The 24,831-nt window shown below is 59.1% G+C and carries 21 protein-coding genes; 11 read left to right on the forward strand and 10 right to left on the reverse strand.

Features of this window, described 5'->3' with window-relative positions:
- The first annotated feature begins 98 nt into the window (after positions 1-98).
- The gene (locus ACZ5A6_RS21560; RefSeq protein WP_019566906.1) at positions 99-1,130 is read left to right on the forward strand and encodes a GlxA family transcriptional regulator; all 1,032 of its coding nucleotides are present in this window, start codon (positions 99-101) and stop codon (positions 1,128-1,130) included.
- A gap of 129 nt (positions 1,131-1,259) precedes the next feature.
- Positions 1,260-2,138: a hypothetical protein gene (locus ACZ5A6_RS21565; RefSeq protein ID WP_111802277.1), complete on the forward strand. Its 879-nt coding sequence runs from the start codon at positions 1,260-1,262 to the stop codon at positions 2,136-2,138.
- An 8-nt stretch (positions 2,139-2,146) separates the two neighbouring features.
- Here the strand turns inward: ACZ5A6_RS21565 and ACZ5A6_RS21570 are convergent, their stop codons facing one another.
- On the reverse strand, positions 2,147-3,184 hold the full coding sequence (locus ACZ5A6_RS21570; RefSeq protein ID WP_019566904.1) for a LacI family DNA-binding transcriptional regulator: 1,038 nt from the start codon (positions 3,182-3,184) through the stop codon (positions 2,147-2,149).
- Positions 3,185-3,323: 139 nt separating this feature from the next.
- Between ACZ5A6_RS21570 and ACZ5A6_RS21575 the strand changes: the two genes are divergently transcribed.
- The 6 genes from ACZ5A6_RS21575 to ACZ5A6_RS21600 all read left to right on the forward strand — a co-directional run bounded on the left by ACZ5A6_RS21575 (position 3,324) and on the right by ACZ5A6_RS21600 (position 9,497).
- Positions 3,324-4,358, forward strand: a complete 1,035-nt coding sequence (locus tag ACZ5A6_RS21575; protein WP_112155632.1) for a Gfo/Idh/MocA family protein — start codon at positions 3,324-3,326, stop codon at positions 4,356-4,358.
- Positions 4,359-4,370: 12 nt separating this feature from the next.
- Positions 4,371-5,273 (forward strand): sugar phosphate isomerase/epimerase family protein, encoded by a 903-nt coding sequence (locus ACZ5A6_RS21580; protein WP_464111393.1) that lies wholly within the window; start codon positions 4,371-4,373, stop codon positions 5,271-5,273.
- Positions 5,274-5,341: 68 nt separating this feature from the next.
- Positions 5,342-6,574, forward strand: a complete 1,233-nt coding sequence (locus tag ACZ5A6_RS21585) for an ABC transporter substrate-binding protein (RefSeq protein WP_464111394.1) — start codon at positions 5,342-5,344, stop codon at positions 6,572-6,574.
- A gap of 114 nt (positions 6,575-6,688) precedes the next feature.
- Entirely contained in the window at positions 6,689-7,591 is a 903-nt protein-coding gene (locus tag ACZ5A6_RS21590; protein ID WP_003518164.1) for a carbohydrate ABC transporter permease, read from the forward strand.
- On the forward strand, positions 7,588-8,415 hold the full coding sequence (locus ACZ5A6_RS21595; protein ID WP_065705780.1) for a carbohydrate ABC transporter permease: 828 nt from the start codon (positions 7,588-7,590) through the stop codon (positions 8,413-8,415). Before ACZ5A6_RS21590 ends, ACZ5A6_RS21595 begins: the two co-directional genes overlap by 4 nt.
- Entirely contained in the window at positions 8,412-9,497 is a 1,086-nt protein-coding gene (locus ACZ5A6_RS21600; RefSeq protein ID WP_065705778.1) for an ABC transporter ATP-binding protein, read from the forward strand. The genes ACZ5A6_RS21595 and ACZ5A6_RS21600 overlap by 4 nt, the downstream gene beginning before the upstream one ends.
- A gap of 70 nt (positions 9,498-9,567) precedes the next feature.
- Here ACZ5A6_RS21600 and ACZ5A6_RS21605 read toward each other — a convergent pair whose 3' ends face one another.
- Positions 9,568-10,233 carry a transglutaminase-like cysteine peptidase gene (locus ACZ5A6_RS21605; protein WP_065663440.1) on the reverse strand — a complete coding sequence of 222 codons (666 nt, stop codon included), beginning with the start codon at positions 10,231-10,233 and terminating at the stop codon, positions 9,568-9,570.
- Between the two features lie 258 nt (positions 10,234-10,491).
- On the opposite strand from ACZ5A6_RS21605, the gene ACZ5A6_RS21610 reads away from it, so the two are divergent.
- Positions 10,492-11,508, forward strand: coding sequence for a DUF1402 family protein (locus ACZ5A6_RS21610; RefSeq protein ID WP_003518169.1), 1,017 nt, complete (start codon positions 10,492-10,494; stop codon positions 11,506-11,508).
- 301 nt (positions 11,509-11,809) lie between these two features.
- Positions 11,810-13,369 (forward strand): TerC family protein, encoded by a 1,560-nt coding sequence (locus ACZ5A6_RS21615; protein WP_019566897.1) that lies wholly within the window; start codon positions 11,810-11,812, stop codon positions 13,367-13,369.
- A gap of 113 nt (positions 13,370-13,482) precedes the next feature.
- Here the strand turns inward: ACZ5A6_RS21615 and ACZ5A6_RS21620 are convergent, their stop codons facing one another.
- From ACZ5A6_RS21620 to ACZ5A6_RS21650, 7 genes are all read right to left on the reverse strand, one after another.
- Entirely contained in the window at positions 13,483-14,109 is a 627-nt protein-coding gene (locus ACZ5A6_RS21620) for a dual specificity protein phosphatase family protein (RefSeq protein ID WP_013762253.1), read from the reverse strand.
- A gap of 49 nt (positions 14,110-14,158) precedes the next feature.
- On the reverse strand, positions 14,159-15,070 hold the full coding sequence (locus ACZ5A6_RS21625; RefSeq protein WP_065705776.1) for an inositol monophosphatase family protein: 912 nt from the start codon (positions 15,068-15,070) through the stop codon (positions 14,159-14,161).
- Between the two features lie 65 nt (positions 15,071-15,135).
- A complete protein-coding gene (locus ACZ5A6_RS21630) occupies positions 15,136-16,224 on the reverse strand; it encodes an ABC transporter substrate-binding protein (protein ID WP_080801794.1) in 1,089 nt (362 codons plus the stop codon).
- A gap of 73 nt (positions 16,225-16,297) precedes the next feature.
- Entirely contained in the window at positions 16,298-17,398 is a 1,101-nt protein-coding gene (locus ACZ5A6_RS21635; RefSeq protein ID WP_111802281.1) for an ABC transporter substrate-binding protein, read from the reverse strand.
- Between the two features lie 64 nt (positions 17,399-17,462).
- Positions 17,463-18,590 (reverse strand): ABC transporter substrate-binding protein, encoded by a 1,128-nt coding sequence (locus tag ACZ5A6_RS21640; RefSeq protein ID WP_464111395.1) that lies wholly within the window; start codon positions 18,588-18,590, stop codon positions 17,463-17,465.
- A gap of 44 nt (positions 18,591-18,634) precedes the next feature.
- Positions 18,635-19,768, reverse strand: a complete 1,134-nt coding sequence (locus tag ACZ5A6_RS21645; RefSeq protein ID WP_464111396.1) for an ABC transporter ATP-binding protein — start codon at positions 19,766-19,768, stop codon at positions 18,635-18,637.
- Positions 19,768-21,621, reverse strand: a complete 1,854-nt coding sequence (locus tag ACZ5A6_RS21650; protein WP_019566891.1) for an ABC transporter permease — start codon at positions 21,619-21,621, stop codon at positions 19,768-19,770. The genes ACZ5A6_RS21645 and ACZ5A6_RS21650 overlap by 1 nt, the downstream gene beginning before the upstream one ends.
- 518 nt (positions 21,622-22,139) lie before the next feature.
- Between ACZ5A6_RS21650 and ACZ5A6_RS21655 the strand changes: the two genes are divergently transcribed.
- Positions 22,140-23,126 (forward strand): LacI family DNA-binding transcriptional regulator, encoded by a 987-nt coding sequence (locus tag ACZ5A6_RS21655; protein ID WP_003518188.1) that lies wholly within the window; start codon positions 22,140-22,142, stop codon positions 23,124-23,126.
- Positions 23,127-23,174: 48 nt separating this feature from the next.
- Here ACZ5A6_RS21655 and ACZ5A6_RS21660 read toward each other — a convergent pair whose 3' ends face one another.
- The gene (locus tag ACZ5A6_RS21660) at positions 23,175-24,818 is read right to left on the reverse strand and encodes a Na/Pi cotransporter family protein (protein WP_065705774.1); all 1,644 of its coding nucleotides are present in this window, start codon (positions 24,816-24,818) and stop codon (positions 23,175-23,177) included.
- Positions 24,819-24,831 lie beyond the last annotated feature (13 nt).

The raw sequence follows: 24,831 nt of genomic DNA on the forward strand, positions 1-24,831 counted from the left end.
GCGGGCCTGCTGGTTGGAACTATCGGTATTCAAAAGCCTACGGAGATTTACAGCGGCCGGGCTGGACAATCGCGTCTGTTTGCGTGAATATTTGCGCCATGAGCTCTCATCGCGCCAAGAAACGCCTCAGCGTCGCCTTCCTGCTCGCCGACCGGTTCACGCTGTCGGCCTTCGCCAATTTCGTCGATGTGCTGCGTCTTGCTGCCGATGAGGCTGACCGTTCCCGGCCGATCCTGTGCGAATGGTCCGTGCTGTCGGCGACCCTTGGCAATGTGCAATCGAGCTGTGGTGTGAAGGTGCAACCGGATACGCGGCTCATCGACGCGGTGCATTACGACTATATCGTTGTTGTCGGCGGATTGATCAGCGACCACAGCGCCCTGCCGCCGGAGGCATTGCGGTTCCTGAAAGACCGTGCGGCAGCGGGCACTCCCCTTATCGGGCTCTGCACCGGCGTTTTCATTCTACATGAAGCCGGCCTGCTGGATGGTTATCGCTGCTGCGTGAGCTGGTTCCATCATCAGGATTTTCTCGACCGGTTCGACGCCGAGCAGATGGTCTCCGACCAGCTCTTCGTCATAGATCGTAACCGCCTGACCTGTTCGGGCGGCCATGGTGCTGCGCATCTGGCGGCGTTCCTTGTGGAGCGCCATGTCGGCCAGTCGGCCGCCATCAAAAGCCTCAATATCATGATGATCGACAGTGCGCTCAGCGGCGAAAAACCCCAGCCCGGCCAGCAGAGCACCAGAACGGCAACCGATCCCCTGGTCAGAAAGGCGATCCTGCGCATGCAGCAGAACATCGAGGTTCCGAGAACCGTGCTCGAACTTGCGCGCGATCTCGGCCTTGGCCGACGCAGCCTCGAACGGCGTTTCCTTGGAGACCTGAAAGCAACGCCCTCCAAGGTCTATCTTGAGCTGCGGCTCGACCGCGCCCTTTCCCTCCTGCGCACCACGCGTGACCCGATCACCCAGATTGCGCTCGCCACCGGGTTTTGCGACGCCCCACACCTTTCCCGCACACTTCGTGCCGAGCGCGGCTTCAGCCCCAGCGAATATCGCAAAACGCAGATTGGCCACACGACAACGGACGAAGAATTCGCAGTCGGCGTGTTGTTGCCGCAACCTTGAGGCTTTGCTGTTCGCCTGCGAAAAGTCGGGCCCTGCAAAAAATAGATCAACGTATTTGATATGGTCAGACTTGCCCGTACCGGTATAAAAGTCCTCGATCCTGTTTAGGGGAGCCGTGGGGGGAATGGGATGAATTCAGAGCGTCGTGGCGTTCTCGCGCTTTTAGGTGGCCTTGTGCTGGGAAGACCGTCTGTCGGCAAGGCCGCGAGCAACGTTGCGGCAGTTGCCCAATCCCGCTCCGAATACAAACCCCGGCATGTCCTTTGTTTTCTTGGCCCGGAAAATGGTCTGGCAGCGCTGCGGCAGAGCGCTCGCGCCGCTATCGATAAATTTGCCGGCGATTTCAGTCTCGATGAGGATTATTCGCAGGATGAACCGGACGACAGGATGGAACGCTCCTTCAATGTCTGCTGGGATCGTGTCGAGCCGGACGCCTATCAGGAGAGTGACGAGGAGGCAGTCGCAGGCCACGGCTCGGTTCTTTATGTGCTTGGCCCGTCAATGGCCGCAGAAACAGCCGTGGCGACCTGCGGTAAAGCCCTGATGTTCGTGCACCACATGCTCGATAGTGGCGCAGTTGCCGTAAAGGGTGAAAGCGCCGGCGTTGCCCATGGCGTGCAGCGGTGGAAGGAACTCTTTGAACAGTCGCGCCGTAACGCGGCCGCAAACGACGCCCTGGCATTCGCCAGAACCTGCCGTCTAGCCTTCGCGCGCCGGCCCATCGGCGGCGATGCCGACGGAATGGGGAGCGTCGGCTTTCATCTGGTCGGATTGCCTGACGTGGAGATACACTTCACCCGAAAAGACCAGCAGCAGCCCTCAACCAATAGCGAGCAACTGAAGATCGCCGCGCTGATTGACGATATTGCCGATCAAATGACCCGCGACGGCGTTGAAGCGGCCGTGAAGGATCGTCGTGCCGACCTGTCCGATGACACGCGGTATGAGGAGGACGAATATAAATTCAATCCGTTCGGCGTTGCGACCATTCGAGACCACAAGCTTTGACGCCACGCCTATAATGATGGGGGGCCTGGGTCGCTCTCTCCAGCGACAAGCTGCATCGGCCAGACGCAGTAACGCGCCTGATTTGGGTAAAACGGCGCATAAGCCGGCATTGTAGACAGAAGCGTCTGGGCTACCATTACACCGAGATCGTGCAGGGACATGCGGAAACTGGTCAATCGCGGTTCGAGAAACTGGCCGCGTGGACCATCACGAAAACCGATGACCGCAAGATCCCGTCCCGGTTTCAGTCCCACTTCCGCCAGACGGCGATAAAGGCCAAGGGCCATCAGCTCATAGATCAGCACAAGCGCGGTTGGCCGCGGCCGCATCTGTAGCCACTCGCTGGCGGCGTGATATCCGCCCTGCTCGCTCGATTTCGCCCGGATGACCAGAGAGGGATCGTAAGCAATGCCGTTCTCCTCCAGTCCGCGCCGGTACCCGTCCATGAAAACATAACCGAGATTGACGTCGCTATCGGGTGCAGCAACCGCAATGGTACGATGACCGGCAGCGGCGAGCCGGTTGACGGCACTGCGCGCAACCTCCTCGAAATCGAGATCGATCCACGCATGATCGGCGCTGGAAGAGGTGCGGCCGAGCGTTACGAAAGGCAAGCGGGTCTGCTTTAAAAAATCGACACGCTTATCGACACGGCGGGTCGAGGAAATGATCATCGCATCCACCATGCGGCGCGCCACCATGCGCTTTAGATATTCGTCCGGGTCTTCCTCACCGGGACACGGCAGAACGATAAGATCGAGATTGTGAGCGGAAAACACGCTTTGCAAACCATCCGTCACTCCCATGAAGAAGTTGTCGGAGTTCTCCACCGTCTGCGCGTCGCTGCCGGTCATCAGGCCGATGACGTTAGTCGTCCCCTGCCTGAGGCTGCGGCCTGACTGGTTTGCGACATAGCCAAGTTTTTCCGCCGCCTCCAGAACACGCCGCCGCGTCTCCTCGTTAACGTCGGGCTTGCCGTTCAAGGCACGGGAAACGGTGCCTATCGATATCTCCAGATAATCGGCAAGCTGACGAATTCCTTTCATGCACTCCCCCTCCTGAGCCGGGTACGAAATATGCGTCCCCAATAACGGTATTGACATATCTAACATGATCATCCTAGTGTCGTAAACGTTTACGACGCTCTGCGCAAAGAGGAGTTTGCCCAGAGACCGGGGAGAGAAGATGACATATAATGCCGTTTTATGCGGGTGCGGAGCTATGGCCAAAGGCTGGCTGCGCGCCATTCAATCGACGCCGGACATTCTCGGCGCGATCAAGATAGTCGGGTTCGTCGATCTGAACGAAGACACGGCACGCGCGCTTGCCGAAGAATTCTCCCTCACCGACGTCATCATCGGCGTCGATCTCCGCGATGTTCTCGCACGGACCAAAGCCGACATCCTGTTCGATGTCGTCATCCCGCAGGCACGGTATGCCGTGGTTGCAACCGGTCTTGCAGCCGGGTGTCATGTGCTCAGCGAAAAGCCGCTTGCGGCCTCGATGGAAGAAGCCGAAAAGCTGGTGGAACTGGCGGAAAAGGCCGGAAAAATTCATGCTGTAGTGCAAAACCGGCGCTTTATCTCCGGCATCCGGCGGCTGCGCCGGGCCGTGGAAGACGGCATTATCGGTGATTTGACGGCCATTCACTGCGACTTTTTCCTCGGACCCCATTTCGGCGGTTTCCGCGAGGAGATGAAGAACGTTCTTCTTCTCGACATGGCGATCCACACTTTCGATGCGGCGCGTTTCGTCGCCGATGAAAAGCCGCTCTACGTGTTTTGCGTGGAGAAAAATCCGGCAGGCTCCTGGTACGCCCACGGGGCAAGCGCCAATGCCATATTCGAATTCTCCAACGATGTGGTCTTCACCTATCGCGGCTCCTGGTGCGCGGAAGGCGAAAGAACCAGTTGGGAAGCCCGCTGGCGGCTGATTGGCTCCAAGGGCATGATCCTCTGGGACGGCGAAGACAATTTCTCCGCATCCGTCGCCGGCGAAGAGCCGGGTCTTCTACGCGGATTCAAGACCGTAAACGTTTCCGACAGTATTTCCGAGAAGGATACGCACGGCCACGCCAGCGTCATACTCTCGTTTCTTCAATCCATCCATACCGGCCAGATGCCGGAAACGGCCTCCTTCGACAACATCAACAGCCTGGCAATGGTGATCGGCGCGATTGAAAGCGCCCGCATCGGCCAGCGCGTTTCCATCGCAGCATAAGGACCGACAGACGTGAGCAATCCGGCAAAATCCATCCGCATCGGCACCATGGTCAGCGCCACCAAGGGACAGGCAGCTGAACGCATCGGGCAGATAGCCGATCTTGGTTTCGAGAGCTTCGAACCGTTCTTCTGGCAGACGACCAACGGCCAGGACCTTGCCGAGCTTGGCAAGCGTTCACTTGACGCGATCGGTGACCGCGACATCACCATCGGCACGCTCGGCATGTTCGGCAATCCGCTGGAGGAAACGGAAATCGACCTTCAGACCTTGCAGGGCTGGAAAGACTGCATCGACAATGCTCATCACTTCGGTGCCACCTGCGTTGCCGGTTTCACCGGCCGCCTGCGCGGAAGGCCGCTGCCCGAGAGCCTGCCCCGTTACAAGGAAATCTGGAGCGAGCTTGCCAAACGCGCAGGGGACAAGGGCGTGAAGATCGCCTTTGAAAATTGCGCCATGGATGGCAACTGGCAAACCGGCGACTGGAACATCGCCCATAATCCGGATGCGTGGGAACTGATGTTCAACGAAACGCCGGACGAGAATATCGGCATCGAATGGGAACCCTGCCACCAGATAGTTTATCTCATCGATCCGCTGCCGCAGATCCGCAAATGGGCGGACAAGATTTTCCACGTGCACGGCAAGGATGCGACCATTCGTTGGGATGTCATTCGTGAGCATGGGATTTTCGGCAAGGAAAAATTCGTCTTCATGCGCACGCCGGGCTTCGGCGACAGCAACTGGACGGACATTATTTCGGAACTGCGCCTGGCCGGCTGGTCCGGCTCGATCGACATCGAAGGCTGGCATGACCCCGTCTATCGCGACACGCTGGAAATGACGGGACAGGTACACGGCCTGAACTATCTGAAACATTGCCGGGGCGGCGATTTTGTCGTCGATCCCACCTGAGGAATGGAAGCCTTTGGGAGAAGGCTTCCAGTAATTGCAGAGACGATAACCAAGAGGAGGAGATTATTATGGGTATCGCGAAATGCATGATCGCCGGTACGCTTGTTCTGGCAGGCGTATCCGCCGGTGCGATGGTGGCGCATGCGGAAGATGTGACCTTGACCCTGTGGTCGCTGGACAGGGACATCCAGCCGGCACCCAACCTCGTGAACGAGTTCAACAAGCTCAATAACGGCATCAAGATCGAATACCGGCAATTGCAGTTCGATGATGTGGTGAGCGAATCCATGCGCGCCTACTCGACCGGCAACGCGCCCGATATCATCGCCATCGACAACCCAAACCACGCCATGTTCGCCGCACGTGGCGCGTTTCTTGACGTGACGGATATGATTGCGAAGTCGGACGTCATCAAGACGGCAAACTATTTTCCGGGTCCGCTGAAATCCGTAACATGGGACGGCAAATATTTCGGCGTTCCGAAGGCGACGAATACGATCGCACTCTATTACAACAAGGACCTGTTCAAGGCAGCCGGTCTCGATGCGGCAAAACCGCCGCAGACCTGGGACGAGCTTGTGGAAGCTGCCCGCAAGCTGACCAACCCCGCCAAGAATGTTTACGGCATCAGCTTCAGCGCCAAGGCCAACGAGGAGGGCACCTTCCAGTTTCTGCCATGGGCGCAGATGGCCGGCGCCACCTACAAAAACATCAATACCGATGGCGCGGTGAAGGCGCTTGAAACATGGAAGACCCTTCTCAGTGAAAAGCTGGCCTCGCCGGATACGCTGACGCGCAGCCAGTGGGATTCCACCGCCACCTTCAACGCCGGCAACGCGGCCATGGCGATCTCCGGTCCTTGGGAAATCGACCGCATGCTCAAGGACGCCAAGTTCGACTGGGGCGTGACGCTACTGCCGGTTCCGACGCCGGACGCGCCGCGGTCTTCGGCCATGGGCGACTATAACTGGGCGATCTTCTCCAAGAGCAAACATCCCGCCGAAGCCTTCAAGGCCATCGAATTTTTCGCCTCGCAGGACAAGGACATGTTCAAGAACTTCGGGCAATTGCCGGCGCGTTCCGATATTCCCGTTCCGCCCACCGGCAACGCGCTGAAGGACGAAGCGCTCAAGACCTTTATCGAGCAACTCAAATATGCGCAGCCGCGTGGTCCCTCGCCTGAATGGCCGAAGATTTCCAAGGCGATCCAGGACGCTATCCAGGGCGCCCTGTCGGGTCAGATGACGCCGAAGGCCGCGCTCGATCAGGCCGCTGAAAAGATAAAGCTGATCGAAGGCTGATCTGTCTGGGCGGGCGGCCGGGTTCACCCGGCCCCATCCAAGGGGTTCCTCCCGGTGGGGCTGCCTGCTGCTTTATGCAGCGGCGGCCCCGATCGGAGCTTGTGAGGATGTTTCATGAAAAAACTGTTTTCCAGCGTCAGCGACGGTCGTGGTTTCGACCTCATCCTCGTCGCATTTCCTTTGGGCTTCCTGTTCGTCATGGCGGGCCTGCCGCTCATCTACAACATCGTCATGAGCTTTCAGGAAGTCGACATGTTCAGCCTGGGCACCTTCGTGCGCCCCTTCGTCGGCTTCAAGAATTATATCGACCTGTTCCGGCAACCGGAAACATTGCCGATCCTTTTCAACACCGTCACCTTTGTCGTCACCTCGATTGCCGGGCAATTTGCCATCGGCTTCGGTCTGGCGCTGTTCTTCTGGGTTAACTTTCCCGGCGCCACCTGGCTGCGCGGGCTGTTCCTCGTTTCCTGGGTCATGCCCGGCCTCGTCGTCGGCGCGATCTGGAACTGGATATTGTCAGGCGATTTCGGCGTGCTGAATTTCTTCCTGCGGGAAAGCGGCATGATCTCAGGCAATATCTTCTGGCGATCGGACGCGAATTTTTCGCTCTGGGCCGTGGTCATCGCCAATATCTGGCTCGGCACCTCGTTCAACATGATCCTTCTTTCTGTCGGCCTCGCCTCCATCCCCGGCGATCTCTACGAAGCGGCGGAGCTGGATGGCGCGAACGCCTGGCAGCGTTTTTACACCATCACCCTGCCGATGATGCGTTCCACCATCGGCGCGATCATCTCGCTCGGCCTGATCTTCACGCTTCAGCAGTTCGATCTTTTCGCCGCCATCACCGATGGCGGGCCCAACAACAGTTCCAACGTGGCGCAATATTGGGCCTGGGATCTTTCGTTCCGGCAATATGATTTCGGCAAGGGCGCGACGATCTCCGTCATCATGATCGTTTTCGTCATGCTGGCTTCCGTCGTTTATGTGCGCTCGACACGGCATGAGGTGCGCGGATGAGTATCACGACCCGCAACCGGTTGATGCTGGCAATCGCCATCGTGCTTGCCGTCATCTATCTCTTTCCGCTCTACTGGATGTATCTGACCTCGCTGAAAAGCGGCTCGGAGATGTTTGCGAACCCGCCGGGCTTCTGGCCGGCCGATCCGCAATGGCAGACCTATGCCTATGTCTGGGAAAGCCGCAATATGGGCCGTTATCTGTGGAATTCGGTGCTCATCGCTTCAAGTGCCGTGGCGCTCATCACCGTGCTTGGCGTTGGCTGCGCCTATGTGCTGGCGCGCTATCGCAACGTCTGGGTTGATATCGGCCTCTTCCTCATCCTCATGCTGCAGGTTCTGCCGGCGTCCCTTATGATTACGCCGATCTTCGTCGGCTTCTCGCAAATGGGTCTGCTGGATTATCCCCGCCTGTCGGTCATTCTCGCCATTGCGGCGAAAAGCATGCCCTTCTTCGTGGTGCTGGTGCGCGCAACCTTCATGGCGGTGCCGCAGGAGCTGGAAGAGGCAGCGCTTGTGGACGGCAATTCCCGCGTCGGCGCCTTCTTCAACATCGTGCTGCCGCTTGCCAGAAACGGCATTCTCGTCAGCGCCATTCTCATTTTCATGCAGGCATTCGGGGAATTCGTCTATTCGAAATCGATGATCCAGGCGGCTGAATTGCAGCCTGCCAGTGTCGGCCTCAATTCCTTCATGGGCCCCAACACCAGCGAATGGAACAACATCATGGCCTATGCGACCATGTATGTGACGCCCATTCTTGCCCTGTTCATTCTCTTGCAGCGCCGCATCGTTTCCGGCCTGACATCGGGAGCGTTAAAATGACCCTTCAGATCGAACTTTCCGGCGTAAACAAATATTACGGCGCCTTCCACGCGCTGAAGAACATCCATCTTTCCATCAAGAAGGGCACCTTCGTCGCCCTCGTCGGCCCGTCCGGTTGCGGAAAGTCCACCTTGCTGCGTTCGCTGGCAGGGCTGGAAACCATATCGAGCGGCGACATGCGTATTGCAGGCACTTTGATGAACGGTGTGCCGCCGCGCAAGCGCGATGTGGCGATGGTGTTCCAGTCCTATGCGCTCTACCCGCACATGACGGTGGAGGAGAACCTGACCTACTCGCTGCGCATGCGCGGCGTGGCAAAATCGGAAGCCCGCAAGGCGGCAGAGGAGGTTGCAGCCACCACAGGCCTGTCAAAGCTGATGAAGCGCTATCCGCGCGAACTTTCCGGCGGGCAGCGCCAGCGTGTGGCGATGAGCCGCGCGATCATCCGCAACCCGCAGGCATTCCTGTTCGACGAACCGCTCTCCAATCTAGACGCGGCCCTGCGTGTGCACATGCGCAAGGAAATCCGAGCGTTGCACGACCGCTTGCACGCCACCTCGGTCTATGTCACCCATGACCAGATAGAGGCTATGACGATGGCGGATCACGTCGTCGTCATGCGCGACGGCGTGATCGAACAGCAGGGCACGCCACTGGAATTATACGACCGCCCGGTCAATCGTTTTGTTGCTGGCTTCATCGGTTCACCGGCAATGAATTTCATTCCGGCAACGGTCAGCCCGGACGGCGCGGCGCTTCAGCTTCGTTTCAGTGAAGGCGAGCCGCAGCAGTCCATCAAAAACCCGGCTCCCTTATCGCCCGGCAAGCGTGTCATCGTTGGTATCAGGCCGGAACACATCCGATGTCGAACCGCAACCGGCGCGGCGCTGACGTTACCTGTTTCGGCCGTGGAAACCACAGGTTCGGCCACCTTCCTCACCCTTGGCACATCGACCGAAGTGGTCATCGCTATACAGGGACGCAGTGAGGTCAGGAGCGGCGAAGTCGTCGGCCTCGACATCAACCCGACCGACCTGCATTTATTTGATGAAGAAACCGGAGCCGGCCTCGGAGGCCGGTGAAACGAACCATGGGGCATATCCGGACCGGGCGGCCCTTCGGGGCTTTCCGATCCGCAACGAGGTGAAAGCTTCAGCGCCCCATGATGATGTCGAGGATGTTGCGGCGCGCGGTTGCGGAGGTGGCGGTGGCCCGGCCAACCTCGCGGGCGGCGATGGCGGGCGAACCGGAGCCTTCAATATCCACCCACCGACCGGCATGTTCCGTGGATTGACGCTTGAGATAGGTATAGGGCGTTTCGTCCCAGCGAAAGATCTTCGATTTCATATTGTCGAGAATGAAATCTCCGCGGTCCGTTCTTACCGTGAGGATGGCATGGCCATCGCCTTTTTCGTCCCGGACAACGGTGATCAGCAGATCGGAAACCGGGAAACCGGCATCCATAAGCCGTTTCCGTTTCTCCAGCGTGAGGTCCTCGCAGTCTCCCGCGCCGTTATAGGGATACTCCCAATAGTCCTCGTAACCCCACACTTCCATGTCGGAACGCTGGTCGATTTCGATATTGACTGCGCTGTTGATCGAAACAAGGGTAGCCCAGACATCAGGCGTAAGACTGAGCGGCGGCATTTCCCTGACCGGCTGACATTCATCCGTATGCCGCTTGCAGAAATCGTAATGCCCGATGGGCTGCGACGTGAACTTGCCAGTCTGCATCGAAGGAGACGCCTGCACCGGCGCAGCGAAACCCGCGACGGCCAGAATGAAACATGCTTGCAGCAATTTGATGAGATGGGTCATGTTCGTCTCCTGACGACATGACCTACCGGTGGCGATTTGAGTTCACATGAAACAAAATGCTCGACTTTTAACGAACCCGATAATTCCGCTCCCTATGGTCCCGACAAGGAGCGGCGTTGACTGGGATAACGCCGGGGTAGCCACGGCATCTGAACGGCCAGCAACGGTAAAGTGAGCAGCGGGAACTTGCCACGCCGGGGCGGCCTGCCTATGAAGAGGCCGTCACGCAATAGTAATCCATATATTAGAGAACGCTGCATGAGCCTGTTTGCGAAGACCACCCGCGCGGCCGCTGTCATTCTGGCACTGGCCTGCCTGCCCTCAAATGCCGCAGCGCAGCAGATGGTCGTCGTACCTCCCGGAAACCGCTCCGCCCAACAGCCGGAAATACCTCAGGCCTCGGCGATCAGGACCAGGGCGTTTTCCACGACCTATGAGGAAAAATTCCGCAAGACGGTCGATCTTCTAAACAGCGAACCCGGTCTACTCGGCAAGATCAGGAAGGCGGGAGCGGCCTATGGCATCGATCCTATCCACATCGTCGGCGCCATCGTTGGCGAACACACTTTCAACGTCACCGCCGTGGACCGCCTTCAGACATATTACGTCAAGGCCATTTCCTATGCGGAACTCGATATAAAATTCAGCTATCAGGGCGTTGCCCTGAAGACGTTTCTCGAGCGTCCGGAATTCCGCTCCTGCGCGACGCTTGCCACGACATCCGAGCAATGGAGCTGCCGCGATATCGTTTGGGATGCAAGTTTCCGCGGCAAGGTCGTCGATGGCGTGAGCTATGAAGCGATTTCGTTCCAGCGGGCCTTCTTCCAGCCCTTCTATGCCGGACAGACCTTTGGTCTTGGCCAGATCAGCCCGTTGACGGCGCTGCAGGTTACCGATCTCGTAAACAGAACCAGTGGTCTGCCGAAACTCTCCGCCGACAGGCCGAAAGAGATCTACCGTGACGTCATGGATCCTGACCGGAGCATCATCTACATCGCCGCTATCCTTCGAGATTCCATCGACGCCTACAGGGAAAAAGGCTTCGACATTTCCGGCAATCCCGGCATCACCGCCACTCTCTACAATGTCGGCCAACCCCGGCGTCGCGCCGAACGCCTGCGGACGGCCGTGGATGCAGGCGCAAAGAACCTGCTGCCGGTTGAAAACTACTATGGATGGCTTATCAACGAGCGCCTCGACGTTCTGAGAGGCATCCTCGATGGCAAGGCCATCGACAAGCGAACCACCTCGGATATCGGTGAAAAAACGCGATAATGCCCTTGCAGGGAGGATTGCAAATCTGCCTCGCAAAGGATGATGCACGCAAAACGCTTCCCCGACCGCCCGGAATCTGCTACTGCCACGTGCACATGAATTGACTGATAGTGGGATAATTCCGCGATATGCCTGACGAAGGCGACAGTACCGACGATAGTCGACACCGAACGAGGCTGGCTTGCGTAAAGCGAAGCCAGCCTCGTCCTTTCTTGTTTTCTTCAACGAAACGGGTTTCAACCTCGGATGTTCAGTCCGGGGCTTTTTGCGTTCGCGCCCGTTCCCATAAAGGCCCCTGACCATGGAATTCCTCGCAGATCCAAATATCTGGATCGGCCTCGTTACCCTTATCGTCCTCGAAGTCGTCCTCGGTATCGACAACCTCGTTTTCATCGCGATCCTCGCCGACAAGCTGCCGCCGCATCAACGCCACAAGGCGCGGATCGTCGGTCTGTCGCTGGCGCTTGTCATGCGCATTCTGCTGCTGTTTTCGATTTCATGGATCGTGACGTTGACGCGGCCGCTATTTCAGGTCGCGGACTTCTCCTTCTCCGGGCGCGACCTCATCCTCATTCTCGGTGGTGCGTTCCTGCTCGCCAAGGGAACGATGGAACTGCACGAACGGCTGGAGGGCGCGCATAAGCCAAAACAGGGCAAGGTCGTCCATGCCGTCTTCTGGCAGGTGATCGTGCAGATCGTCGTGCTTGATGCCGTGTTCTCGCTCGACAGCGTCATCACCGCCGTCGGCATGGTCAACAATCTCTGGGTGATGATTACCGCCGTCTGCGTGGCCATGGCCGTGATGATGGCAGCATCGAAGCCGCTGATGAGCTTCGTGTCGAAACACCCCACCGTGGTCATTCTCTGCCTCGGCTTCTTGTTGATGATCGGCTTCAGCCTGATCGTCGAAGGCTTCGGCTTCCACCTTCCCAAGGGTTACCTCTATGCCGCAATCGGCTTTTCCGTGCTCATCGAGGCGGCAAACCAGATTGGCAGGCGCAATCGCGAAAGACGTATCACCGCCGGTGATATGCGTGAGCGGACGTCCGATGCCATTCTGCGGCTTCTGGGCGGCCGTGTCGGCGAAGAACAGTCCCTTGGCGAGACAGCCGACGTCATCGCGGCACAGGCGGCACGAAGCGACCTGTTCAAATCCGAGGAAAAGGACATGATCCGCGGTGTCCTTACGCTTGCCGAGCGCCCGGTAGTATCAATCATGACGCCACGGACGGAAATCGACTGGCTCGATGTCGACGCCGACCACGATACGCTAAGGAACCGCCTGCTGGAACTCGACCATTCCCGCCTGATGCTCGCGCAGGGCAAGCTGGATTCGTTCCTCGGTGTCGCCGCAACAAGGGACTTGCTGCGCGATCTTCTGCATGACGGCAAATTGAACCTAGAGCGCTCGCTGCGCCAACCCCTCGTCGTGCATGAAAGCGCCACCGCGTTGCAGGTCATGGAGCAGCTGCGCAAATCCCCGCTCCAGATGGCCGTCATCGTCGACGAATACGGCACGCTTCAGGGAATAACGACGCCTACCGACATTCTCGAGGCTATCGCCGGCGAATTTCCGGATGAGGGCGAGGAATCGCAGATTTCGGAACGGGCAGAGGACGGTTCCTGGCTGCTGGACGGCGCTGTCGACGTGAGACGGGTATCCTATCTGCTGGATATCGATCTGGTGGACGAGGACGATCGTTACTCCACCGTCGCCGGCTACATCCTCTGGCGCCTCAATCGCCTTCCCGAGATCGGCGAACGTGTTTCCGGCGACGGGTTCGAGTTCGAGATCGTTTCCTGCTCGGACAGAAACATTGAAAAGGTCCGGGTCTGGAACACCACGCTTCCCGAGGCGTGAGCTGGAAAAATCCCGAACCCGTTTCGAAATGGCGACGTGACGTGCAAGCCACGGCCCGTCTCCACATTTGCGTCACCAAGCAAGCGGCCGACCGGTGAAAACCGTCCTCCGCTCTAGTGGGCGGCATCGATCGTGGTAATCCAGCCGGCGGCGCGGCGGGCTGCTTCCGCAAGCACCGGTTTCGGCGCCTTGTACCATTCGTTTTCAGGCAGCTCACGCTTCACGCGTACGAAGCTGATGGCATCGTCGAGCGTCGGGAATTCCACCGGCAACGTCATATGCAGAAAGAGCGCAACAACGGCGACGGAACGCGAGCGGCCGCCGCGGCAATTGATCAGCACGCTGCCGCGCTCGCGCCGGGGATAGGACGGCTTGTCGGGCAGTATCTGTTCGAGCGCCGCCCGCAGGATGTAATGGGCCGCAACCATCTGGGTATCGGGATTTCCATCGCCGTCGATCAGGCCGATCTTGTAATAACGTATTTCGCCGGGTCCATAGACGCTGCCTTCATGATCGGAAACGATCTGCGGCTGCTCCACGAAGTTGAAGTCGAGATTGACGGCGCAATTGACGACGGTGGTGATGCCGTTTTCACGCAGAAGCTTCAGATCGCTGGCGCCTTCCTTACCTGAAATGAAGAGATCGACGCCATAAAGAGGATGCCGCTCATAGATGCGGCTGAGCTTCGGCAATTCGCCGGTTTCCTGTTCGCGGGATAGGGTCTTTTCCGGTTGCGGCATGTCTTGTCTCCATCGGCGCCGATGTGGCGGCCGTCATGTCCTTGCTTGTTCAGGCGTTTGCAGCCGTCTGGCTTGGCGAGATCGCTGCCCTGGCTATGCGGCTTGCGGATATGGATCGCGCCACCCGCTGCAATGTCTGGTAATTCGCCCCCTCGCCCGTAGCGATATAGCCGGGGCAGAGAAAATCGGCCGACCCCTCCGCCACCTTCCCCAAGGTCAGCGGCTCGTATGTTCCCCCGGCATTCTTGAGAATGAGGATGGCTGCTGCCACATCCCAGGCGTTGACGCCGAAGCCCGCAGCAGCATCTGTCCAGCCAGCCGCCACATGCGCGATGCTGAGTGCAGCGCTGCCGGGCCGGCGCAGCGTCGAAAAGGTCTCGACAAGCGCACCGAAATTGGAAAGCGCCGCATCCCGCCCATCCAGCCGGAAATCGCGCGAGACCGGATAGCCCGTGATAAGCGTCGCCCGGGTTTCATCTGCGACGCTGCGGGAGCGCAGCCTGTCGCCGTTGAGATAAGAAGCCTCGAGGTCGGCGGAAAACATCTGGTCAGTCACGGGGTCGTACACCACGCCGGCAACGGCTTCCCCACCGATGACGGCGGCAATCGATACGCACCAGAAGGCAAGGCCACGGGCAAAATTCGCCGTGCCGTCAATCGGATCGACATACCATTGCACCTCGCCGTTGCCGATCTGGCCACCCTCTTCGCCCATGATCGCCGAATTCGGCTCCCGTTCGAGAATGACGGCGCGGATCGCGGCTTCGGCGCGTTTGTCGTGAATGGTGACGATGTCGTGGAGATCGACCTTGTAATCCACCGCCATATCAGAGCGGAATGCCACCAGCAGCGGATCGCGCACGGCACGCGCCGCCGCTTCGGCGATTTTCATCAGCCGCACCGAGCGGGAAAGCGCCTCCTCATTTCCAGATTTGTTTTCAGTCGAAGAAGGGCTTTGCATCGGCGTATCCAGTCTATTTTTTTCGCAAAGGAGGGACCGGCGCGGCAGGACCGCGCCAGCCTGGATTATTTCCTGTAGTTGACGCGCCAGACATCCTGCCATTCCTCGCGACGATCGAAATCGTTGAGGCCGGTGGCGGACTCGTAACCCATCAGCCTGTCGGCAACCTTCATCAGCCCCGACGGCTCGTCAGCCGGCATCTTGATGTCGATATTGGTCGGCAGCTTGCCGTCCTTCATCTGCGGTGCGATGCCCTCTTCCGTCAGTATGTAGTGGACGAAGAGTTTCGCCATGTTCGGACTTTTGGTCTTGGAGGCGATGAGCCCAAGCTTGATGTAGGTCCAGCCGACCCAGGGATCGAGACCAGTGCAGAGGCCGAGCTTGTAGCCCTTGTCGGCATTGTCGCGGAACTTGGCAGAGCTGAGCAGGCCGAAGAAGGGCTGCTTCTGGCCGGGTGCGCCGACGGCCTCTGCCACCGGGTCATCGCCATCGGTGGCAAGCGGGCCGTTCTGCGCCAGCGCCTTGATCCAGGCTGCGGCCGCATCCTTTTCGATATCCCTGCCAAAATGGGCCTTGTAGGCGGCCGCCACCTTCTCGTTGCCGTGGGCTTCGAGCTGGTTGAACCAGTCCGTATAGGTGCTCTTGCTCAAAGGATCGACCATGGCGACCTTGCCTTTCCATTTCGGCTCGGTCAGTTCCCAGATGTTGGTCACCGGGCATTTATCATAGGCTTCCGTATTGTAAGCCCAGACATTGGCGTTGGTGGAGATTGCCAGCGGGTTCTGGAACTGGGCCGGGATTTTCGCAACCATGTCGCCCGGCAGGTAATTCTCGACAAAACCCGCTGGCAGAAGCTGCGCGAGCGCCGATGGCGCATCGGTGATCAGCACCACGTCGCCCTGCACATTGCCGGACTGGCTTTCGCGGATGATCATTTCCAGCTGGCTGTTGGCGGAAACCTTCACGCCTGTCGCCTTTAACCCGTATTTGGCGCTGAACTTGTCGGCCATCTCCACGATCTTGCCGGTGCTGTCGTAGATATTGATCGGCTTTTCCTGCTTCGCCGCCGCCAAGATCGCATCGAGATCGAAGGTTTCTTCGGCTGCAGCCCCCATTGCGGATAAGCCTGCAACGGCGATGGCTATCGCCGTCATCGGTAAAAATCTGCTTCTTCTCATCGTTCCCCTCCCAAGGAAAAGGCAAGGCAGGCTCGCGCCTGCCCTGCCGTTATTTTTTGTAGTTCACACGCCAGAAATCCTGCCAGCCTTCGCGCTTGTCGAGGTCGTCGGCCGCCGTTGCGGCATCAAAGGCCATCAACTCGTCGAGATGATCGGCTACCCGCGATGGTTCGTCCGCCGGCAGACCGATTTTCGTGTTGCCGGAGATTTTGCCATCGACCGTCTGCGGCGAGATGCCCTCTTCCGTCATCAGATAGTGAAGGAAGAGCTTTGCAGCATTCGGGCTTTTGGTCTGCCCGGCAATCAGGCCGAAGCCGGGATAGAGGAACCCGGAAAACGGTTTGACGCCACTGCAAAGACCGAGCTTCAGCCCCTTGGCCTCATTATCGCGGTATTTCGCCGCCGAGGTGATGACGAAAAAGGGATCGGTCTGTCCCGGAGCGCCCGCCGCATCGGCAACCGTGCTCGAGTCCGTCAGCAGGGGAGCGTTCTCGGCAAAGGCCTTCACCCAGGCAGCCGTCGCGCTTTTTTCGCCCGTTTCCAGCTTCTTGCCGTAGAGCTCCTCATAGGCCTTGGCGACATCGGCATCATGATGGGTTTCGATCTGGTTGAACCAGTCGGCATAAAGCGGCTTGTCGAAGAGATCGAGCATGGCAAGCTTGCCCTTCCAACGCGGCTCCGTCAGCTGCCAGATGTTGGTGACCGGGCATTTGTCGTATTTCTCGGTATTGTAGGTCCACACATGCGGATCCGAAACGACCACGAGCGGATCGCGCAGCTTTTGCGGAATATCGCTTTCCATATCCGGTGGCGACCAGCTGGTGGCAATGCCTTCCGGCAGAAGTTCCCCCATGGCGGAGGCGACATCCGTTGCGACGCTGACATCGCCGACGACATTGCCGGCGCGATGTTCGCGGATCATCAACTCGACCTGAGTTGCCTCGTTCACTTTCTTGCCGCTTGCCTGCACGCCATATTTGGCGGTGAAGGCCTGTGCGGTGTCGACGATCTTGCCGGTCACCGCATAAACGGTGATCGGTTTTTCCTTCTTCGCGGCGTCGATGAGCGCATCGAGATTAAAGGCGTCCTGCGCGTGGGCAGCACCGCCAAGCGCCAGCGAGAAGATAAGGGAAAGGGCTGAAGCCGCCATCCGCCGCCGCCGCTCGCCACCACATCGGTTCTTGGTCATGATATTCACTGTGTCGGTCCCCCCATTATTTCTTGTAATTCACGCGCCAGAAGTCCTGCCAGGTTTCGCGCGCATCCCAGTCTTCCAGGCTGGTGGCCATGCTGTAGGGCAGAACGCGGTCGAGCACGGCGCCGATACCCGAAGGTTCGTCGGCGGGCAGTTTTACGTCTTTGTTGGTGGACATCTTGCCGTCGATCGCCTGCGGCGCGATGCCTTCAGCAGTCATGACGTAGTGAATGAAGAGCTTTGCAGCATTGGGGCTATCCGTGCCCGTGGTGATCAGGCCGACACCTGGATAAAGCCAGCCGATCCACGGCTTCAGCTCATTGCAGAGGCCGAGTTTCATGCCCTTGTCGGCATTATCGCGAAACTTCGCCGAGCTGATGAGGCCCATGAAGGGCTGCTTCTGGCCAGGCGTGCCAACGGCTTCCTCCGCCGCTGCATCGGCATCGGTCAGCAGCGGCGCGTTGGCGGCAAGTGCCTTGACCCAGGCCGCTGTCGCGCTTGACTCTGCGGTCTCGAGGTCCTTGCCGTAAAGCGCCTTATAGGCCGCCTTCACCTCCCCATCGCCATGCTTAGCCATCTGGTTGAACCAGTCGACATAGGATGCCTTGCCGAGCGGATCCTGCATCGCCACCTTGCCCTTCCACTTCGGGTCGGTCAGTTCCCAGATATTGGAAACGGGGCATTTGTCGAAAAGCTCGGTATTGTAGGCCCAGACATTGGCGCTGGTGACGACGGTCAGCGGATCCTGATATTCCGGCGGAATATTGCCAGCGAGATCCGGCGGCAACCAGCTTTCAACAAAGCCCATTGGAATAAGCTGTGCCATCGCCGCCGGGGCATCGCTGATGATCGAGACGTCACCCTGAATATTGTTGGCCCGCGCCTCGCGGATGACCATCTCCAGCTGCGCTGTTGCCTTTACCTTCGCACCCTCCGCGCCCACGCCATACTTCTTGGCGAAATTCTTCGCCATTTCCACGATCTTGCCCGTGCTGTCATAGACGGTGATCGGCTTTTCCTTTTTGGCAGCCTCGATCAGGGCGTTGAGGTCGAAAGGCTCCCCCGCCTTCGCCACGCCGCCAAACGTTGCCAGAATTGCCGTTGCACACAGGAGACGGCTAAGGCCGCCCGTCATTTTCCGCTTCATACTGCTCCTCCTTCAGCAAGCGATTGTCAGTCTTTTCGTCGTTGTCAGTTGTAGCTACTGCTCCTCAGCACGGCGTCCGCTTCGGTAATCCGTTGCCCTTTTGCGTCGAACACATGCAGGGCGTCGGGAGGCACGTGGAAAAACACACGGTCGCCACTATCGACGCGCGGCAGGGCATGGGTGGTCAGGAACAGCGTGTGGTTCTCGCTCCTCAATTCGAGAATCCAGCTGCCGCCCGTCGGAAGCACGCCGGTCACCGTCATTTCACCGAAGAGGCTGCCCTGCGGTACATCCTCAGACCTTGCCGTGTAACCCATCGCCTCTGGCCGCATGCCGACCGAGGCGATGCCGCGCAACTGCGGATAGCGCGTTGCGAAATAAGCCTCCGCATTGTCGGCGATATCAGACACGCCGGGCTGGCCGAAGGTCAGGATATTGATCGGCGGACTGCCGACGAATTCGGCGACGAAGCGGTTGGCCGGACGGTCGTAGATATCGTTCGGCGTACCCATCTGCTGGAGCGTGCCCTCGTTCATGACGGCGATTGTCGTTGCAAGTGTCATTGCCTCCCACTGGTCATGCGTCACGAAGACGATGGTGGTCTTGAACTCCTTGTGCAGCCGCTTCAGCTCGGCGCGCATTTCCAGCCGCAGCCGGGCATCGAGGTTGGACAGCGGCTCATCCAGAAGCAGCACGCCGGGATTGACGGCAAGCATGCGGGCCAGCGCCACACGCTGCTGCTGCCCACCGGAAAGCTGTGACGGATAACGGTCGCGGTACTTGGCAATGTCGAGCGCCTGCATGACGCGCTCGACGCGTGCCTCCCGCTCGGCTTTCGGCAGCTTGCGTAGGCGCAGGCCGAAATCGGTGTTGCGCTCGATGGTCAGATGTGGCCAGAGCGCGTAGCTCTGGAAGACGAGCCCCATTTCGCGCTTTTCCGGCGGCACGAATATGCCGTCATTGACGGAATCTATCACCCTGTCGCCGACACGGATTTCACCGCCGGAGAGGCTTTCAAGACCCGCGATCATGCGCAGCGTCGTGGTCTTGCCGCAGCCGGAAGGGCCAAGCAGGCACATGAATTCGCCGTCGCGGATTTCGAGATCGAGATCGGAAACCGCATTTGCGGAATTCACGCCGTAGTTCTTCTGCGCCCCGCGCAGGTTGATGGTAGGCATCAGCTTCCAAGTCCTTCTGCAAGATTTGTGCGGGTCAGCTTCTGGGCCAACAGGGTACCGAAATAGGCAATGCCAGCGATGATCAGCACCACGGCGTTTGCGGCCTGCGTATAGTGGTAGTCGACCAGCCGCAGCGAATAGGTGGTCAGAACATCCGTGCTCGGCACCGCGAGGATCACGAACAGGCTCAAGCCCTTGATGCCCGAGATGAAGGGCAGGAGAACCCCCGTCACCAGCGATCCCTTCTGGATGGGGATGACGATCGAGACCATGCGGCGGAACCAACCGGCACCGGCGATCTGTGCTGCCTCTTCCGGGTCCTTTCCAAGCTGTGTCATGGCCGAGATACCGGCGCGCGAGGCATAGGGCATCTGGTCGGCAATCAGTGCGAGGATAAGGATCGTCACCGTGCCGTAGAGCGCCGGCATCGGCCCTCGCGGAACCGCAAACAGCGAGAGATAGGCGGCGGCAAAGGCGATGCCGGGCACAAGATAGGGCAGGAACGTGACTTGACGCAGATAGACCGACAGGGCGCGCACCGGCGTGCGGATGACGACATACCCGACCAGAAGGCCGAGGACGCCAGATGCGAGCGAGGCAAGACCAACGATCATCATCGTGTTCTTCGCGGCTGCCCATAGATCGGGGCTTAAAAGAACGCCGGTCTGCAAGGCCACCGTGTTGAGATTGCTGCCGATCCAGTAATCGAGCGTGAAATTGTCGAACGTGAATTTGGCCGGCATCTTCATGACGGTCGAGAGAGCGAGGGTGAGCAAAGGCAGGCCGACGCTGAGAATGAAGACAGCGGCCGCAAAGCCCGTTGCCGGAAGACGCATTTTGCCGAGGCGGCTTTGCCGGTTCATCGACCCCTTCGAGCCGATCGTCACGAAACGGCGGGCTTCGCGAACCAGGCGGGCATCGATCATCAGCGTGATGATGCCGATGAGCATGATCGAGGCCGCAACGACGCCGGCAACACCGGTCTGGCGCGAGGCGATGCTGCGGAACAGCGATGTCGAGAGGACTTCGAACTTCACGGGAAGCCCGAGAACATAGGGTACGCCGAATTCGCCAAGGCACTTTGCAAAGATCAGCACCATGGAAGAGAGCAGCGCCGGGCGCATCAAGGGCAGGATGACCTGCAAAGCCACCTGATAACGATGAGCGCCGAGAATGCGGGCCGAATCCTCCAGCTGCGAGTCGAAGCGGCGCAGCGCCGAGCCGAACAGCAGGATAACGAAAGGTGTGTAATGCAGGGCAAGGATGATGGTGATCGGGAAGCGCCCATAGGCCACCCAGTCCGGCGGTGTCAGGCCCATCGCCTCGAACCAGCCGGGTTGGCCGCCAACGGTGCGGTTCTTGAACAGCGTCGTCCAGGCGAGAGCGAAGGTCCATGCGGGCAGCATGTAGGGCACGATCAGCGCGGTCGCGAACCAGCGGCGACCGAACATGTCCGTGCGGCTGATAAGCCAGGCAAGCACCGTGCCGATAACAAGCGAAAGCGCAATCGCCCCCAAAGCGACGGTGAGCGTGTTGAAGAGCGGATGCCAGAAAAGATCCGTTGCGACGGGCGAGAAGAACGCCCTGTCGAGATAATAGAGCGTGAGGTCACCGACATCCTTGCCAAGACGCCGTTCGTGGCCGAACTGGACACGGACGGCATCCAGAACGATAGAGATGATCGGAACGACGATCAGATAGGTGAAAAGTAACGCCGTTAGCACGCCGATGAGCGTCGTCGGCTCCCTGAGCGCGACCTTGAGGCGATATCGCCAGGCCTGCCATGCCGAAGGCGCGGTCGCCGGGGGACGCCCCAGTGCCTCCGCCTTCGTTGATTCGCTTAAAAGAGCCATTATTCCTCCCCATATGGCCGCAACATTGCTCCGACACGCCGGCAAGCATCTGCCTGCGCGCAACCTGCGGAACAGGCGGCGCGTGCGTCGAACATGAGCAATGCGTCAATGCTTCAGCAGCGGGCACATCAGGCCCGCGAGCAACGATGATCCAGCTCCTCCCGGAAACATCGCCGGCAAGCAAAACGTGGAATAAATATTCCATATAGCGCTTAACCTTGGAATGCATGATCCATCCTAAACGGCATTTTGTCAACGAAAAAATGCACACGTGATCATTGATATATGCCATTGTTTTTAAACGGTTTTATTGAACGTGTTTTGCAAATTTTTTTATCGACGCATAAGCAGTCATTTTTTCCCGCAGAATGAAAATGGAAAGGACGATATATTTGCCGGCGAAAGCGAGAACCGCCTTCCATCAGCAAAAGCGCTTCGCACCTGAAATATTTCGATTGGAATAGTCGACCCTTATGGCCTGTGATATCAGACATGAGGTTTTGCAACGGGGAAGTTGAATGGCGAGAGGGTTCGTGACGGCCGAAGAGGTGGCGAAAAAGGCTGGTGTCTCGCGCTCCGCCGTCTCGCGCACATTCACCCCCGGCGGCAGCGTATCGAAGGCCGTCCGGCGCAAGGTGCTGAAAGCCGCGCATGAGCTTGGCTACCGCGTCAACCGTCTGGCCCAGGGCCTCAATAATGACCGATCCAATCTCATCGGGGTGGTCGGTGCCAATCTCAGCTCGCCGTTTATTTCAAAACAGCTCGACCTCCTCAGCATCGGCCTTCTGCGTCGCGGCTTGCAATGCCTGCTGCTGAATGCGGCCGATGCACGCAAGGATATCGCGCCGCTGATCGAACTGCTTTTCGAGTTTCGCGCCCAGGCCATCGTCGTACTCTCCGGCGAGCCGCCAGCATCTATCGTCGACGAATGCATTGCCAATGGCGTGCGCCTCATCCTCATCAACCAGCGCCTCGACCGGACCGATACGAACATGGTGCTGAGCGACGATTCCCACGGCGCCGATCTCGCCGCCATGCGGCTTGTGGCGGCAAAATGCCGGAAGGTCGCGGTCGTTTCCAGCGGCAGCCAGACACCGGCACAGCTGCGCCGCGCCGGCGCTTTCACCCAGCGCATGAGCATCGAGGGTATCGAGGTCGTTCCATGGTCGGGCGGTCCGACGAGTTATGACAGCGGCTATCAGGCAGGCTGCGAGTTGCTGACGGACAAGACAATAGACGGCGCCTTCTGCGTGACTGATCTGCTGGCACTTGGCTTCATGGATGCAGCAAGGCTAGAGATGGGCCGCCGAATTCCTGAAGACCTGTCGATTGTCGGTTTCGACGATATTCCGCAGGCGGGCTGGAAAAGCTATCAGCTGACGACCGTTGCCCAATCCTTTGACGCGCTGACCGAGAAGGTCCTGACCGCCCTCGACAGCGACGAGCCCGAGACCCGGCTTCAGGTCGTGCCCGTTGAGATGGTCGAAAGGATCACCGCGCGCTAGAAGAGCACTCCTGGGCAAAAACCACAGCGCCGTTTTACTGGCATGGCTTCAACCCGCCTGCTTGATCCGGCTTTCGATCAGGAGACCGCTTTCATCGAGGATCGGATGTGCGACGGCGGCGATATGGGCGTTGATGCGCTTCAGATCGCGCAGCATGTCGAGATGCACTGAGCTTGTCTGGATGCTGTCGGTCAGGCCGTCGCGCAGGCGCTGGAGATGTCGCTCCGATGACTGTTTTTCCAGCCGGCGCACGTCTTCCTTCACCTCCACCAGCCGACGGGCAAGGTCGGCATTGCGGGTGGCGAAAACGGATTGCGCCATGCGGATATTGTCGAGCGTGATGGAGAATAGACGTTCCAGCTCGCTTTTGCCATCATCGGAAAACCTGAGACCAAGATTGATCTTCTTGGCGATTTCCGGGCGGATGCCCTTCTCGATGATATCGCCGATATGTTCGAGATTGATGGCATATTCAACGATATCCATCGCACGTCGCTGATCCTTCTGGCACAAACCGTCCTGGCCCACCTTTGAGACATAGACCTTGATGGCATGCTGGATACTGTCGACCCGGCCTTCCAGCGTACTGATATCATTGAGCTTGGAAAGATCGCTGTCGCGCATGGCGTCATTCGCCTGACGCAGCATGCGCTCGATCAGGTCACCAACCAGCATGACCTCGCGGCTTGCACCGGCAAGCGCCGCAACCGGTTGACCCAGATCATGACTGTCGAGATAGCTGCGGCGGCTTTCGGTTCCCTCTTTTTCCGGCAGCAGCGCGGTCGTCATCCGCAGCAACAACGGCGATAGCGGCCATGCGATCGCGGCAACAGCAAGATTGAAAAGGAGATGCGCATCGACCGCTAGATTGGCGTGCGAGAAAGGCGACATGTCGAGCAGTGCCGCGCCGTACCCGGCAAGAGGCAGGGCTGCGACACAGCCGGTGGTCCGGACGATGAGGTTGCCAAGCGCCACCCGGCGCGCCGCGACCGGCGCCTTCAACGTCGCCAGCACCGGCGGAACCGCGCCGCCGAGATTGGCGCCGAGTACCAGCACGATAACGAGGCTTGTTTCAATGCCGCCGCTTGCCGCAAGCGAGAGTATGAGGACGACGATGGCAAGGCTCGATGATGCCAGCACGGCCAGCACCGCGGAAAAGATCAACGCGACCGGCCAGGCATTGCCGAGCATGGAAATGAAGAGGTTAAGCGCCGGCGACTGCCGGATCGGATCCGTCGCCGCGGAAAGAAGATGCAGGGAAAGCAGCATCAGGCCGACACCGGCAAGGGCAGCACCCGCACCCTGCCGCTGCACCGACTTTCCACGCAATAGAATGACACCGGCAAGGATCAGCATCGGCGACAGCCAGCCAAGACCGAGTGCGACAATCCACGCGGTCGTCGCAGTACCCACATTCGCGCCGAGCAGCACGATTTGCGCCATCGCCGGTGCGATCAAGTCTTTTTCAACGAAGGAGGCAACCATCAGCGCCGTGGCTGTCGAACTCTGCAGGGCGATCGTCGCCACGAGACCGGCGATGAAGGAGCGAAACCCTCCCCGTGTACCGGCGGCAAGCCCGATGCGAAGCTTGGCGCCGAAGGCACGCGACATTCCGTCCTTGATCTGCCCAAGGCCGAAAAGCAGCAGCGCCACCGCGCCGAACAGATTGATGCTGACAACGACCGATTCCACTAGATCACCTCGC

It is taken from the genome of Agrobacterium sp. 6Ca8 (assembly GCF_055382765.1).